Source organism: Acidobacteriota bacterium, assembly GCA_035471785.1.
Classification (GTDB): domain Bacteria; phylum Acidobacteriota; class UBA6911; order RPQK01; family DATIPO01; genus JANQFM01.
The window spans coordinates 1-14,406 of sequence record DATIPQ010000097.1; the positions used below are offsets into that span (position 1 = coordinate 1).

Annotated in this window: 12 protein-coding genes; 2 read left to right on the plus strand and 10 right to left on the minus strand. The window is 62.1% G+C overall.

Annotated elements, in window-relative coordinates:
• Together VLU25_13565 and trmH are read right to left on the minus strand one after the other, a co-directional pair.
• Positions 1–193 (minus strand): hypothetical protein (locus tag VLU25_13565; GenBank protein ID HSR68960.1); only part of this gene is annotated, 193 nt, incomplete at its 3' end.
• Between the two features lie 234 nt (positions 194–427).
• Positions 428–1,090: a tRNA (guanosine(18)-2'-O)-methyltransferase TrmH gene (trmH, locus tag VLU25_13570; GenBank protein HSR68961.1), complete on the minus strand. Its 663-nt coding sequence runs from the start codon at positions 1,088–1,090 to the stop codon at positions 428–430.
• 181 nt (positions 1,091–1,271) lie between these two features.
• On the opposite strand from trmH, the gene VLU25_13575 reads away from it, so the two are divergent.
• Positions 1,272–4,142, plus strand: a complete 2,871-nt coding sequence (locus VLU25_13575; GenBank protein ID HSR68962.1) for a M28 family peptidase — start codon at positions 1,272–1,274, stop codon at positions 4,140–4,142.
• A 5-nt stretch (positions 4,143–4,147) separates the two neighbouring features.
• Positions 4,148–4,690 carry a TlpA disulfide reductase family protein gene (locus VLU25_13580; GenBank protein HSR68963.1) on the plus strand — a complete coding sequence of 181 codons (543 nt, stop codon included), beginning with the start codon at positions 4,148–4,150 and terminating at the stop codon, positions 4,688–4,690.
• A gap of 8 nt (positions 4,691–4,698) precedes the next feature.
• Here the strand turns inward: VLU25_13580 and VLU25_13585 are convergent, their stop codons facing one another.
• From VLU25_13585 to VLU25_13620, 8 genes are all read right to left on the minus strand, one after another.
• Positions 4,699–5,847, minus strand: coding sequence for a peptidylprolyl isomerase (locus VLU25_13585; GenBank protein ID HSR68964.1), 1,149 nt, complete (start codon positions 5,845–5,847; stop codon positions 4,699–4,701).
• A gap of 48 nt (positions 5,848–5,895) precedes the next feature.
• Positions 5,896–6,297: a PPOX class F420-dependent oxidoreductase gene (locus VLU25_13590; protein HSR68965.1), complete on the minus strand. Its 402-nt coding sequence runs from the start codon at positions 6,295–6,297 to the stop codon at positions 5,896–5,898.
• Positions 6,298–6,341: 44 nt separating this feature from the next.
• On the minus strand, positions 6,342–7,721 hold the full coding sequence (locus VLU25_13595; GenBank protein HSR68966.1) for a cysteine synthase: 1,380 nt from the start codon (positions 7,719–7,721) through the stop codon (positions 6,342–6,344).
• Positions 7,722–7,768: 47 nt separating this feature from the next.
• Positions 7,769–8,752: a hypothetical protein gene (locus VLU25_13600; protein HSR68967.1), complete on the minus strand. Its 984-nt coding sequence runs from the start codon at positions 8,750–8,752 to the stop codon at positions 7,769–7,771.
• Between the two features lie 29 nt (positions 8,753–8,781).
• The gene (gene uvrA, locus VLU25_13605) at positions 8,782–11,577 is read right to left on the minus strand and encodes an excinuclease ABC subunit UvrA (protein ID HSR68968.1); all 2,796 of its coding nucleotides are present in this window, start codon (positions 11,575–11,577) and stop codon (positions 8,782–8,784) included.
• A gap of 78 nt (positions 11,578–11,655) precedes the next feature.
• Entirely contained in the window at positions 11,656–13,056 is a 1,401-nt protein-coding gene (locus VLU25_13610) for a PDZ domain-containing protein (GenBank protein HSR68969.1), read from the minus strand.
• A 34-nt stretch (positions 13,057–13,090) separates the two neighbouring features.
• A complete protein-coding gene (locus VLU25_13615) occupies positions 13,091–13,633 on the minus strand; it encodes a hypothetical protein (protein ID HSR68970.1) in 543 nt (180 codons plus the stop codon).
• Positions 13,630–14,232: a sigma-70 family RNA polymerase sigma factor gene (locus tag VLU25_13620; GenBank protein HSR68971.1), complete on the minus strand. Its 603-nt coding sequence runs from the start codon at positions 14,230–14,232 to the stop codon at positions 13,630–13,632. The genes VLU25_13615 and VLU25_13620 overlap by 4 nt, the downstream gene beginning before the upstream one ends.
• Positions 14,233–14,406: the final 174 nt, after the last annotated feature.

Here is a 14,406-nt window from a genome sequence, read left to right on the forward strand (position 1 = left end):
AGTAGAGGTCCTGCAGTCCATCGCCGTCGAAGTCGAAGACCACCACCCCTCCGCTCATCGATTCCACGATGTATTTTTTCTCGGGCGCCGAAACGTGCTCGAAAGTAATGCCGCTCTGCCCTGTCACGTCCACCAGCCGTAACTGGCCCGAATTGAGCATGGGCAGGATGAGGGCAAGCATCAAGAAATTCACCGCCCGATTCTAGCAGGTCGCAGCCCTTTCCCGGGACTAGTGCAGTGCGTCAGAGGCTTTGAGCCACCCTGCGGCGTTATCCCACGCTTTCAGCGTTTGCACACTTGCCGTCTGAAACCCAGGGTGGCGCCGCCGTCTCGCTTGCGCTCGCCGGGGCTGACCCTGGGCTGGCGAATCTGTCCCTTACAGGGACAAAAAACGGCGGCCCTGGCTCAGAACCTATGACCGGCAGCACTAGGCGCGCTCTTCCCAGTCTACGATCTGGCCGTCTTCACGCAGTTGGGGGTAGGGGATGCCCTTGCGGCGGCAGTATTCCTCGACTTCAGGATAGCCCCACTCGAAAAGAAGCCGCTGGTACTCTTCAGGCGTCAGGCGGGGCTGGTCGTAGAATCCCGCCGCCTCCCTCTGCCGCCGGACTTCAAAGAGGATGACGGCGGCGGCCACCGATACGTTGAGCGAATCTCCCATACCCACCGTGGGGATGGTGATGAACTGGTCGGCCAGCGGGGCCATTTGATCGGTGAGGCCGTGCAGCTCCTGCCCCAGCAACAGGGCCGTGGGGCGGGTGAAGTCGACCTCGCGGAAGTCGGTCGAGGACTCCTCGACATTGGCTGCCAGAACCCGCATTCCGCGTCCGCTGGCTTCCTCCACCGCTTTGCCCAGCGAGGGAAAGGTGCGGGTCCGCACCCAATTGGCGGTGTTGCCGGAGATGGAAGGGGAGATGCCGATTTCACCTTGGGGCCAGACAGCGAACGCTTCCCCGATGCCGACGGCATCGCAGGTCCGCAGGAGAGCCGAGAAGTTGTGAGGTTTCTTGAGGTTTTCGAAGATAATCGTCAAATCGGGTTGGCGGTGATCGAGCACGCGGCGGATGCGCTGGTATCGTTCAGGCGTCATCGCCTCTCCCAGGGCGTTCAGGACCAAGTGGTTCTCTCGGGTCGCGGCCCTTGACCGGGCACATTGGCGATTGCTGCCATGCTTGACCCGGTGAGAGCCCGCACGGTACATTTTACTGTCTATGAGTGGATGGGAGAGGCTTTTTCAGAACCTGTGTTTGGCGGCGTTGCTAGGCGCCTGCATGGCGCCGGCCGCAGGGGCGGCGGAAGGCGACGAGGGCGAAGGCCTGCTGTTGCAGAACACGCGCCAGTTGACTTTTCAGGGACGGCGTTCCGGGGAGGGATATTTCGACCCCTCAGGAAGCCGCATGGTTTTCCAGAGCGAGCGCGAACCCGGCAACCCCTTCTACCAGATCTATCTGATGGATCTGGAGACGGGCGACACCTCCCGCATTTCGCCCGGGATCGGTAAAACCACCTGCGCATGGGTCCACCCCAGCGGAAACCGCGTCCTCTTCGCCTCCACCCATGACGACCCACAGGCCCGGGCCAAACAGAAAGAAGAGATCGAGTTGCGGGAATCCGGCCAGCAGCGGCGCTATTCCTGGGACTACGACGAACACTTCGAGATCTACAGCGCTGATCTCCAGGGCAGAGACATCCGCCGCCTCACCCATGCCAGAGGCTATGACGCCGAAGGCAGCTATTCTCCGGACGGCACCCGGATCGTCTTCTCCTCCAACCGCCACGCCTACAGTCAGGAACTGTCGTCCCCGGACCGCGAACTGCTGGAGATCGACAAGTCGGTGTTCGCCGATCTCTACCTCATGAACGCCGACGGTTCAAACGTCCGCCGCCTGACCGAGGTGCGGGGTTACGATGGAGGGCCGTTCTTCAGCCAGGACGGAAGCAAGATTACCTGGCGGCGTTTTTCCGAAGACGGAGCCACGGCCGAGATTTACACCATGAACGCCGACGGATCGGACGCCAAGGCCATCACCAGCATGGGAGCCATGTCCTGGGCGCCCTTCTTCCATCCTTCCGGCCAATACTTGATTTTCTCCACCAACAAGCATGGATTCGCCAATTTCGAACTCTATCTGGTGGACGCCCAGGGCCGCCGCGATCCGGTGCGCGTCACCTACACCGACGGATTCGACGGCCTGGCCGCTTTTTCTCCCGACGGGCAAACCCTGGCCTGGACCAGCAACCGCACTCCCGAGAAACAGTCGCAGATCTTCATGGCCCAGTGGAATCATCAAAGAGCTCTGCAACTCCTGGGCTTGCAGGACGCAGCCGATTCCCTGCCGCCGGTGGCTCTTCCCGCTACCGAGGCGGCCATCTCCGCCCAGGACCTGAAAGAGCACGTGGCCTTGCTGGCCGCCGACCGGCTGGAGGGCCGCCTGACGGGCACCCAGGGCGAGCGCATGGCCGCCGACTACCTGGCCAAGTACTTCGCCTCTTTGGGGTTGCAGCCGGCGGGCGAGAAGGGAAGCTACTTTCACGACTTCGAATTCACTTCGGGGGTCGAGCTAGGCTCTGAAAACCGCTTGCGCCTGCAAATCGAGGGAGAGGAATGGACGCCCGCCGTCGATGAAGATTGGCGGCCCCTGTCCTTTTCCCAGACCGGCGGGATCGAGGCCGGCCAGGTGGTCTTCGCCGGTTACGGCATCGTAGCGCCCCAGGGTCAGGGCCAGGAGGAGTACGATTCCTACGTCCACCTCGACGTTGAGGACAAGTGGGTGCTGATGTTTCGCTATCTGCCCGACGGCATCTCTTCTGAGCGCCGTCAGCACCTGGCCCGCCATGCCAGCCTCCGCTACAAGGCCATGGAGGCCCGTAACCGGGGAGCCCGCGGAATCATCATCGTCAGCGGACCCGCTTCTCAGGTCAAGGATCAATTGGTGGAACTGAGCTTCGACGCCTCCCTGTCAGGCACCTCGGTGGCTGCTATCTCCATCGGCGACGACTGGGCCCAGCGGCTTCTGGGAGCAGCCGGCAAAGACCTGCAAGCGCTGCAAGAGCAGCTCGACCAGGGCGAATTGATGATGGGATTCCCGCTTCCTTCAGCCACCGTCTCGGCCACTATCGACCTGACCTACAAGAAGGCCGTGGGACGCAATGTCCTGGCCCTCCTGCCGGCCGGCGATCAGCCGATGGGCGAAGCTGTTGCCATCGGCGCTCACATGGACCACCTGGGACGCGGTCAAGCCAGCGGCTCTTTGGCCCGAGCCGATGAGAAAGGGCAGATTCACAACGGCGCCGACGACAACGCCTCGGGCGTTGCCGGCATGCTGGAGATCGCGCAGTACCTGGCCGAGCAGAAGGCCTCGGGACGCCTGATGGCCCGCCGAGACCTGCTCTTCGCAGCCTGGTCGGGCGAAGAACTGGGGCTGTTGGGTTCAAGCCATTGGGTCAACGAGCGCGACCAGGACAAGGACAACGATCTCAAGCCAGACATCACCGCCTACCTGAATCTGGACATGATCGGGCGGCTGCGCGACGAACTCATTCTTCAGGGCCTCGGCTCCAGCAGCGTCTGGACCGGCATCGTGGAACAGCGGAACGTCCCCGTAGGACTCGCCATCTCGCCTCAGGACGACAGCTACCTGCCTACCGACGCCACCTCCTTCTACATCAAGAAGGTGCCCATTCTGAGCGCTTTCACCGGCGCCCACGAGGACTACCATTCCCCCCGTGACACCGCCGAGAAGCTCAACTACACGGGCATGAGGGAGGTATCCCGTTTCATGGCGCTGGTGGCCCGCGACCTGGTGCAGCGTCCGCAGGGACCCGATTACATCGCCATGCAGGAGCCCGAGGAGAAGGGCGCCCGGGCCGGCTTGCGGGCCTATCTGGGAACCATCCCCGACTACGCTCAGGGCGACGTCAAAGGCCTGCGCCTTTCCGGCGTCTCCAAGGGGTCGCCTTCCGACCAGGCGGGACTGCAGGCGGGAGACGTAGTGGTCGAATTGGCCGGACGGGCCATCGAGAACATCTACGACTACACCTACGCCATCGACGCCCTCAAGATTGGCGAGACCGTCAAGATCGTGGTCATGCGCCAGGGAGAGCGCCTGTCCTTCGACATCACGCCCTCTTCCCGCGAGTAGACTCGATGAAGCGAACCCTTTTTGCGCTTGCCCCGGCCCTTTTCGTCCTCTGCAGCCTTTCTTGCGGAGGAGACTCGCGCCAGGCGATTCCCCTCGGCTCCATTCATCAACAGGCTCCCAACTTCACCTTGCCGCGGCTCGACGGCGATGCCGTCACTTTGGCCGACACGGTGGCCGAGAACAAGGTGGTGCTGGTCAATTTCTGGGCCACCTGGTGCCCTCCCTGCCGAATCGAACTGCCCCACCTCAACGCCCTCCACAACAAATACCGGGACAAGGGTTTCATCGTCTTGGCCGTCAACGTGGACGAAGACATGGCTGCCGTTGAAAGGTTCCTGGCCGAGAACAAGTTCGACTTTCCCGTCCTGCTCGACAATCAGTTCCGGGTGCAGCGGCGTTACGGCGTCAATTCCCTGCCCACAAACGTCTTTATCGACGACCGCCAGGAGATCCTCAGCTACATGAGGGGCTACACCCCGCTCATCGAAGACTCGGTCCTCAGCGCCCTTGAGTACGTTGAGAGCCGCCGGTCTGGTAACTCGGACTGACGGGGCGGCTACTGAGACTCGGCTTCCACCACTTCGATCGAGATGGGTATGGGCCTAACGGGAGTTTCTCCCTCCACTTGTGCGGACGCGATCTCGTCAACCACCTCCAGGCCCGAAATCACCTCGCCGAAGATGGTGTAGGTTTCGTCGAGGTAGGGGTGACGGCTCAGCGAGATGAAGAAGGAATCGAGGCCGCTGGCGGGGTCGTCGCCACGGGCCATCGACAGCGTTCCCTTGGCATGCTCATGACCGCCGATTTCCAGCGGAAGCGGCCTGAGCAGGGGACGGTACTTGTCGGCAATCGGCGGCTGCCGGTTCTCGATGCTGCCTCCCTGGATGACGAATCCGGGCACCACCCTGTGGAAGAGGGTCTGATCATAGAGGCCCAGCTTGGCGAAACGCAAAAACTGACGCACGTGTTGGGGGGCCGCCTGTGGGAACAGACGCAAGCGGATGTCCCCGTGGGGCGTATGAATAACGGCGCCGTATCGCTCGAGCTCCTGGGCCGGAGTGTCGAGGAAGGGAATCACCTCGGGAGGGGGCGGGTCGCGCAGATAGGCTCTCTCGATCTCGACCCTCTCTTCCAGAACCTGATTGTCGTCGGTGGGGATCTGCGAAATCTCCTCGCCGACCTCGATGCCCTCCACCACCCGTCCGAAAGCCGTGAACTGGCCGTCGAGCTGGGTCTGGTCGGTGACGCAGATGAAGAACTGCGAGCCGGCGCTGTCGCGCTGTCCGGGGATGAGGACGGCGGACAGCGCACCGCGGGTATGAGAGACCGGACTGTCTTCCCACTCCAGCTCGTTGAGTCCGCCGGTTCCATAACGCTCGCGCTCGGCAGGATCGCGGCTGAGCGGATCTCCGCCCTGAATAATTCCGTAGGGAATGGCCCGGTGGAAGGCGGTGCCGTCGTAAAAGCCTTCCTCGACGCGCTTCAGAAAGGCCTCGACGTGGCGGGGCGCCGCCTTGGGGTAGAGCTCCAGCACCAGGTCTCCGCGGCTGGTCTGGAGGACGACCTGCTTGGCGTGCGTCTGCAGGGAGCCGTCCTCATCTTGCGGCTGCGGGGAAGCGCCTGACTGGGCATAAACGAACGACAGCGATGCAACAGCGGCCAGCAAAACCGCCGCCAATCGCTCCCTCAAGGGTGTCCTGGGCATGCTTGGGTCCTTCTCTTCCAGCTACTGCGCCGGTTTGGCCGGCACCGGTCAGCCCATGTGGGTGGTGTGCCGGGGACGGATCTTGTAGAGCACCCGCACTTCTCCGGGCTGGGAGTAGGGATACTTCTCTTTCCCCAGGTACTTCTGAGCCATCTTATCGATGTGATCGCCGGCGCCCTCCTCGGTGATCTGCTCGACTTCGCCCCGCACCTCCAGGTAGCGGTAGGGGTTGTCGGGATCGGTGATGGAAAGCGCCACCCGGCGGTCCCGCTCGATGTTCTTGTCCTTTTGGCGCCCCCGAGCCGAATTGATGAGGACGCGGCTGCCGTCCCAGTCGCACCAGACAGGAGTGGACTGAGGACTTCCGTCGGGCATCAAGGTTACGAAGTGGGCGAATGCGCGCTTATCGAAAAGGTCGAGGAACTCCTCAGGGATGGGATGGTCTGACATTGGATCACCTTTCAGCTAATCGTTCACATGGGCCCGGGGGCCCGTTATTTCCGCGACAAATACTCGATCATGTCCGAACGGGAGACGATTCCCGTCAAGACATCATGACGCTTGACCAAGACGGCCGGGATCTCCCGCTCCCTCAAGACGGTCATCACTTCCGACACGCTGGAGTGAGCGTCGATGATGGGAAGGGATTCTTCCATGACTTCCGAGATGGGCTTGTCCATGACCTCGGGCTCTTCCAGCACCTTGCGGGTGAGGCCGGCCTCGGTGACTTTGCCCAGGGAGTTGTTGCCCTGCAGCACCGGCACCTGGGTGATGGCGTGTTCGCTCATCAGCCTCATCACCTCCGACACCTTGGCGTGGGGCTCGACGTAGACCAGGGAGGGGAGCTTGGTGCTCTTGCGGGTCAGCACCATGTCGACTTCAGCCGATTCGGGCTTTTCATCCTCCATGAACTGGTTTTCCTTCATCCACTCGTCGGAATGGCACTTGCTCAGGTAGCGGTCGCCCGAGTCGCAGAGGATGGAGACGATCATTTTGTCCTCATTGAGCTTGCGGGCGATGCGCAGTGCGGCAGCCAAAGCCGTGCCGCTGCTGCCTCCCACCAGAATGCCTTCTTCGCGTGCCAGGCGGCGTGCCAGGCTGAAACTTTCTTTGTCGCCCACCTGGATCACGTCGTCGACGTATTGATAGTGGTGATTGGGCGGAATCATGTCTTCGCCGATGCCTTCCACTTTCCAGGGACGGGCCTCGATAATGCGCTTGGTATAGAAGTAGTCCTTGACGATGGAACCCTCGGGGTCGGCCACCACGATCTTGATGTCGGGATTCTTCTCCTTCAGGTAGCGCCCCACTCCCGATACGGTTCCCCCTGTGCCCATGCCAGCCACGAAAAAGTCGATCTTGCCCTCCGTCTGCTCCCACAGCTCGCGTCCGGTGGCGCGATAGTGGGCCTCGGGATTGACGGGATTGAAGAACTGATTGACGAAGAGCGAGTTGGGCGTCTCTTCGGCAATTCGTTTGGCGGCGTTGAGGTAATACTCGGGGGAGTCGGGAGGAACCGCCGAGGGGGTGATGATGACCTGGCAGCCGAAAGACTTGAGAAAGCGGACCTTTTCCTGGCTCATCTTGTCGGGCATGGTGAAGACGGCCTTGTAGCCTTTGTAGGCCGCCACCATGGCCGCGGCGAACCCGGTATTGCCGCCCGTGGCCTCGACGATGGTGCCTCCCGGCTTCAGCTTGCCCTGCTTTTCAGCCTCTTCAACGATGGATAGGGCGATGCGGTCCTTGACGCTGCCGCCGGGGTTGAGATGCTCGGCCTTGCCGTAGATGGAGGCCTTGAGTCCCCTGCTGATCTTGTTGAGCTTGATCAGCGGCGTATTGCCGATCAGTTGCAGAACGTTTTCGTAGGTATCCATGTTCCTTGTTTGCAGTCCTCGGTTGTTAAGCTTCTCGAAACAGATCCTTAAAGCGGTCGCCCGCGGCGCTCTTCCAGCACCGTCAGCAAAGCGGCCAGCAGCGGCAGCATGAGTTCATGGTGCCCGGTCAAGGCGATGCCGCGGCCGTGACCCCGCACGGGACGCCTCACCACGTTGACGGTGGGGCGGTAGTGTTGAATGAAGTCGAGATTGGCGGTGGTGAATCCCCCCAGCGGACGTCCGGCGTTGCGCACCACGCTGACGCACTTGAGGAATACCTCGGGCAGCAGCACCGCCGAGCCGGCGTTGACGTAGACGCCTCCCTCGTCCAAATCGGCCACCGCCCGGGTCAGGATGCGGAAGTCCCGCATGGAAGCCTCGCCCATGGCGGCTCCCGAAGCCTGGGGATGGTTGTGGATGATGTCGGTGCCGATGGCCATATGGACGGTAACCGGGACGTCGCGCTGATAGGCTTGCAGCATCAGGCATTTGTCGGCGTGACGGGGATCCTCCTCCTGCAGCATCTTGCCCACCGACTCTCCCAGTCCCAGCCCGGCCTCGTTGCCGCTGCGGATGGCTTGATTGATCATCTCGCCCGTTTCCCGTGCCATTCCGAAGGAGCCCGTCTCGAGCTCCCGCTCCACGTCTTCAGAAGTATGTCCGGCCAGTCCGATCTCGAAGTCGTGGATGACCCCCGCGCCGTTGGTGGCCAGGGCCGTGACGTATCCGCGCCCCAGCAGGTCGATGAGCAGAGGCGCCAGGCCCACCTTGATGACGTGGCCCCCGTACCCCCAGATGATGCCGCGCTTCCGCTGCCGGGCCTGATAGATGGCCTGGGCCAGGTCGAAGAGTTCGTTGACGGCGAGGATGCGCGGCAGCGAAGCGAAGAAGTCTTCCAGTCCGGGTGAGCCGCCTTTCTCCCCGGCGCCGGGCAGGGCGCGGGCGAAGCTGTCCTGGCTCACCTTGCTGCGGCGGGAATCGAGCGGGTAGTCGTCCAGCTTTTCCAGGCGGAACTGTTCATACTTCGACATGCATGGAAAGAATACTAAATCGCCACATCTCACGAAAGCATGGCCCGAAGCGCTTGTCCCGTGTAGGACTTCTTGCGCTTGGCCACTTGAGCGGGCGTGCCCTGGCAGACGATGCGGCCGCCCTGCTCCCCTCCCTCGGGCCCCAGGTCGATGATCCAGTCGGCCGACTTGACCACTTCCAGATTGTGCTCGATGACGATTACGGTATTGCCGTAGTCCACCAGTTCGTGGAGGATCTGCAGCAGCTTGCGAACGTCTTCGAAGTGCAGTCCGGTGGTAGGTTCGTCGAGGATGTAGAGCGTCTTCCCGGTGGATCGTTTGCTCAGCTCGCGGGACAGCTTGACGCGCTGGGCTTCGCCTCCCGAGATGGTGGTGGCGCTCTGTCCCAGCTTGAGGTAGCCCAGTCCTACGTCGAGCAGCGTCTTGAGGCGCGTTTGGATGCGGGGAATGTTCTCCAGCACCGGGTAGGCCTCTTCAACCGTCATCTCCAGGATGTCGGAGATGCTGTGCCCCTTGTAGCGGATGGACAGCGTCTCGCGGTTGTAGCGCTTGCCCTGACAGCTCTCGCAGTCGACGTAGACGTCGGGCAGGAAGTTCATCTCGATCTTGCGCTTGCCGTCGCCCTGGCAGCTCTCGCAGCGGCCGCCCTTGACGTTGAAGCTGAAGCGTCCCGGCTTGTAGCCGCGCATGCGCGACTCGGGCAGCGAGGCGTAAAGCTCGCGGATGGGGGTGAAGAGTCCGGTATAGGTGGCGGGATTGGAGCGGGGAGTGCGTCCGATGGGCGCCTGGTCGATCTCGATGACCTTGTCGATGTGCTGAAGGCCGCGGATCTCGCGATGCTGGCCGGGTTCCCGAACCGACTTGTAGAGCTTGCGCGAGAGGGCCCGGTAGAGCACCTCGTCCACCAGGGACGACTTGCCCGAGCCGGATACGCCGGTGACGGCGATGAGGCGGCCCAGGGGGAAAGCCACGTCGATGTCCTTGAGATTGTTGTGGCGGGCGCCCATCACTTTAAGCAGCTTGCTCCTGCCCTTGCGCCTGTCCTCGGGGAGGGGAATCTGCTTGCGTCCCGAGAGGTAGTCGCCGGTCAGCGAGCCCTCGCGCTGCGACAGCTCGTTGACGGTGCCGGCTGCCACCACGTGCCCTCCGTGAGATCCGGCTCCCGGCCCCAGGTCGACCACGTGGTCGGCGAAACGGATGGTTTCCTCGTCGTGCTCCACCACCAGTATGGTGTTGCCCAGGTCGCGCAGGTCGGCCAGGGTCCTCAGCAGCCCCCGCGTGTCGCGTGGATGGAGGCCGATGGAAGGCTCGTCGAGCACGTAGAGGACCCCCCTCAGGCGCGAGCCCACCTGAGTGGCCAGACGGATGCGCTGCGACTCTCCGCCCGAAAGGGTGGAGGCGCGGCGGTCCAGTGTCAGGTAGGTGAGGCCGACGTTGAGCATGAAGCGCAGCCGCCCGGAGATCTCCTCCAGGATCTGTCCCGCCAACGCTTCACGGCGGCCTTCCAGGGAGATCTTCTCGACCGCTTTCAGGCAGGCGTCCAGGGGCATGCGGGTGTACTCGCCGATGGAAAGTCCGTTGACTCGAACCGCCCGGCTTTCAGGACGCAGGCGGCTGCCGCCGCAGGAGCGGCAATCGCCGTCGCTCATGAAGTCCAACAGAGTCTTGCGCCGCTTTTCGCTGCTGGTCGAGTTGAGGCGCTCGTCAAACCACTCGTTCAGTCCCCCGAAGCGCGACTCGAACTTCATCTTGCCGTAGCTGATCTTAATGGGCTCGTCCAGCCCGTTGCGCAAGGCCTTGCGGACTTCCGCGGGAAGGTCGGCAAAAGGGGCATTGGAGGGCAGCCCGAAATGATCCAGAAGGGAAGGGAGAGTGTGGCGCAGCAGGTGGTGCAGGTCGTTGGCGTTGAGCGCCAGCTCGATCTTATCGCAGGGCTTGGAGGGATCTTCAACGAGACGGTCCAGGTTGACCTGCCTCTCCACCCCCAGTCCGTCGCAGGCGGGACAGGCGCCGAAGCGGCTGTTGAAAGAGAAGCTGCGCGGCTCGAAAACCGGCACGTTGATGCCGCAATCGACGCAAGCCTGCTTTTCGGAGTAAAGCGTTTCATCCCCGTCCAGGTGGTCGACGGCCACCAGTCCCTGCGTCATGTCCAGGGCATGGCGCACCGAATTCTCGATGCGGGGACGGTCCTCGCTGCGCACCAGCACCCGGTCGACCACGATCTCCACCGTGTGGTTCTTGCGTTTGTTGAGCTCGGGCGGATCTTCCAGAAAGTGCATCTCGCCGTCGATGCGGGCGCGGATGTAGCCGGCCTTGTGGAACTTTTCGAAGAGCTTCCTGAACTCGCCCTTGCGTCCCCGGATGACGGGTCCCAGGATCTGGATGCGGGCGGCCTCGGGCAGGTCGAAAATACGGTCGACGATTTGGGCCGCCGTCTGCCGCGCCACCGGCTTGTCGCAATTGGGGCAATGCGGCGTACCGATGGAGGAGAAAAGGAGGCGGAAGTAATCGTAGATCTCGGTAATAGTGCCGACCGTCGAGCGGGCGTTGCGGCTGGTCGTCTTCTGCTCGATGGAAATGGCCGGCGAGAGACCTTCGATGGAGTCCACGTCAGGCTTTTCCATCTGCTCCAGGAACTGGCGGGCGTAGCTCGACAGCGACTCGATATAGCGCCGCTGCCCTTCGGCGTAGACGGTGTCGAAAGCCAACGACGACTTGCCCGATCCGCTCAATCCGGTGACCACTACGATGGAGTTGCGCGGAAGATCGAGGTCGATGTTCTTGAGGTTGTGCTGGCGGGCACCCCTGATGGCGATTTGCTTCATGACCGAAACCGCTATTTTCGCCGTAATCGTGCCCGGAGTTCAAGCCGGGGGGTGCTCAAAGCTGAGAAGGGCGGGGAATCAACGGCGCCTCTGGATGGTCAGGGACTCGTACTTGCCGTCGCGAAAGAACTTCAGGTGGAGCTTGGAGTCGGTGGCCGCAGCCAGCACCTTGCGCAGTTCTTCCAGGCAGCAGACCGGCTGGCCGTTGACTTCGGTGATGATGTCGCCGACCTGGAAGTACTTTTCAGCCGCGGCCCCTTCCACCAGGTTCGAGACCATGACGCCGGTCTTTCCAGGGAAACCCAGCTTGGCGGCCCAGAACTTGTTGAGGGCTTCCAGTTCCAGTCCCAGGTCGAGAGGCAGGATGAGGGGCCGCCGCTCCAGGCGCAGTTTTTCGGGCGAGGCTTCTTGCCCTTCCCACTGGTTGGGGACCTGTATGGCCCAGATGCTGGGTTGGTAGCGTTCGCCCAGCTTGATGCGCAGCAAGCGGTCAGCCGAGGCCCGTTTGACCAGCAGAGCGATGGTCTTGCCGGGAGGCGTCCAGCGGATGTAGGCGCCGAGTTCGAGCAGGTTGGCGGGCTTCCACCCGTCCACCTCGCGGATCACGTCGTCGACCTCGACACCCCCTTGTTCGGCGGGGGTGGCCGGCCAGACCTTGGTGACGAATACTCCACGGTCGCGTGATTCCCGCAAATCGACGCCCAGCCAGCCGCCTGAGACGAGTTTTTCCTTCTCCATGCGCCGCAGCGAATCGCGCAGGGTTTCCGAAGGCAAGGCGTAGTAGACGGCGATGGGTTCGTCCTGCCCCATGCGGCGGAAGTAGCGCTTCTGCCGCGTCACGATGCCGGCCAGTTCGCCTTCTCCGTCCAGAATGTAGGTGCCCTTGAGCTGGCCGCCAAAGGCGGCTTCGTTGGTGGCGTTGACTTCCAATTCCCATTCCGGCAGCCGTTGGATGGGCTGAATACGGATGTAGTGAGGCGTGCGCACGGCCCAGTCTTCGCCGCGGCGGGCCACAAAGTGCAGCCGATCGGCTTTCAGGGTGCGTCCCAGAGGCAGGCTGGCGTCTCCCAGCCGGGCGCAGTGCAGAAGCAGCAGGTCGAGGCGCAGGTCGGCGCCGACTACCGAAGCCTCGATCTTGCCGTCTTCGGCCGTATCGATCCAGGCCTTGATGCCTTCCAGCTTCTTGTCGTGCAGGGTAAATTCGTCCAACACCACCAGCACGTGCCCTTGCGAGTCGATGACGGCTCCGGTCATCGAGGACTCCTGCTCCACCTTCACTTCCGAGACGTAGCGGTCGCCGTACATCACGCCCGCATGGCTGTCGACGAGTTGGACGCTGACCAGGGCGTTGCGGAAGTTCTGATCGGCCGACTCGGCGATCAAGCCCTGGAATTCATTCTGGGCGCGCACAAGGGGGGCGGAGGAGCAGACCGCCAGCGTCAAAAAAGCTGCCAGGGCACGGAAATGTACCAGTCTCATCACTACAGCCAATCCTCGAAAGGCTCGTTTATCGTCAGTAGGAGTGGACCCGGGCGTAGTTGACTTGCCGGCCTCTGACCTGGATGGTGTCGGGCAGCCGAACGATGTGCGGCTCTTGAGAAGGCCGCTGGAAGTAGACGTCGACGTAGCCCGGCTGGAGCTGATGTTCCAGGGTACGGATGCCGTTTCCCGGTCCCGAATCCCGCAGGTGGGCGGGAGGGGCTTCGTCCTGGACCAGCTCCGAGGGCATAGCCTGCGTCGATTGCTGATGAATCCAAACGGCGCCCAGTGTCACCAGAAGACAGGCCGCCAAGGCGGTTGCCGGCTTGAGGGGAATGAAATTCAAGGCTTTAGAGCGCGAGGCGCGGATGGAGGCGGCCTTCTCCAACAAGCAGTCGGCAAAGTCCTCCGGAGCCTGTTCCGTGCGTCCCAGCTTGTAGCTCAGGTCCTCGATGTCCTCCAGTTCCTGAGACAGAGATCGACAGGAGGGACAGGCTCCCAGGTGGCGACCGACTTCGTCCTCATGGCAGGCTCGCCGGTCCTCCAGCAGAAGCTCTTCAACCTCTTTGCAAGTCATAGCACACCAGTCAACTTTTCGCGCAGCAGCATCTTGGCTCGATGGATGCGCGACTTCACGGTTCCCAACGAGATCTTGAGCACCTTGCTCGTTTCTTCGTAGGAAAGTTCCTGTACCTCTTTCAAGAGGAAGGGAAGCCTGTATTTTTCAGGCAGGGAATCGATGGCGATTTGCAGCTTGCCCAAGCGTTCGCGGCGTCCCAGCGACCGTTCCGGACACTGGCGATTGTCCGGCAGAGGGAATTCGCGGTCTTCCTTCTGGAAGGCCGCCATCACGTTGTAGATGAAGAAGCGGCCCTTGCGTTCGCGGCGACGGATCTCGTCGATCGCCAGGTTGGTGGCGATGCGGTAGATCCAGGTCGAGAACTGATACTTGCCCTCGTAGCGGTCGGCGTTTTTATAGACTCGGATAAAAGCTTCTTGAGCCAAGTCCACAGAAAGGTCGTAATCGTGGATGAGGGTGTTGATGTAGTTCACCAACTTGTCTTGATAACGGCTGACAAGCGCCTCGAAGGCATCTTCGTCGCCTTCCAGGTAAGCCGAAACCAAGGCATTATCGCCGATTCCGACAAAAGCTTGGGCAATGGAAGCGCTGCTCATGGATATCCCTTCACACTTCTGAACGATACACGCTCTTTAACGCCCAACAGAACTCCCCAGTTCCAAATTCTCCTTGCTTTGGCGAGTCCTGGAAGTCTATCAGAATAAGCGCCCGAAAGGAAGCGGGAAACCGTTCACAGGCAAGGATTTAACGCTTGACGCAGAGCTCAGGCG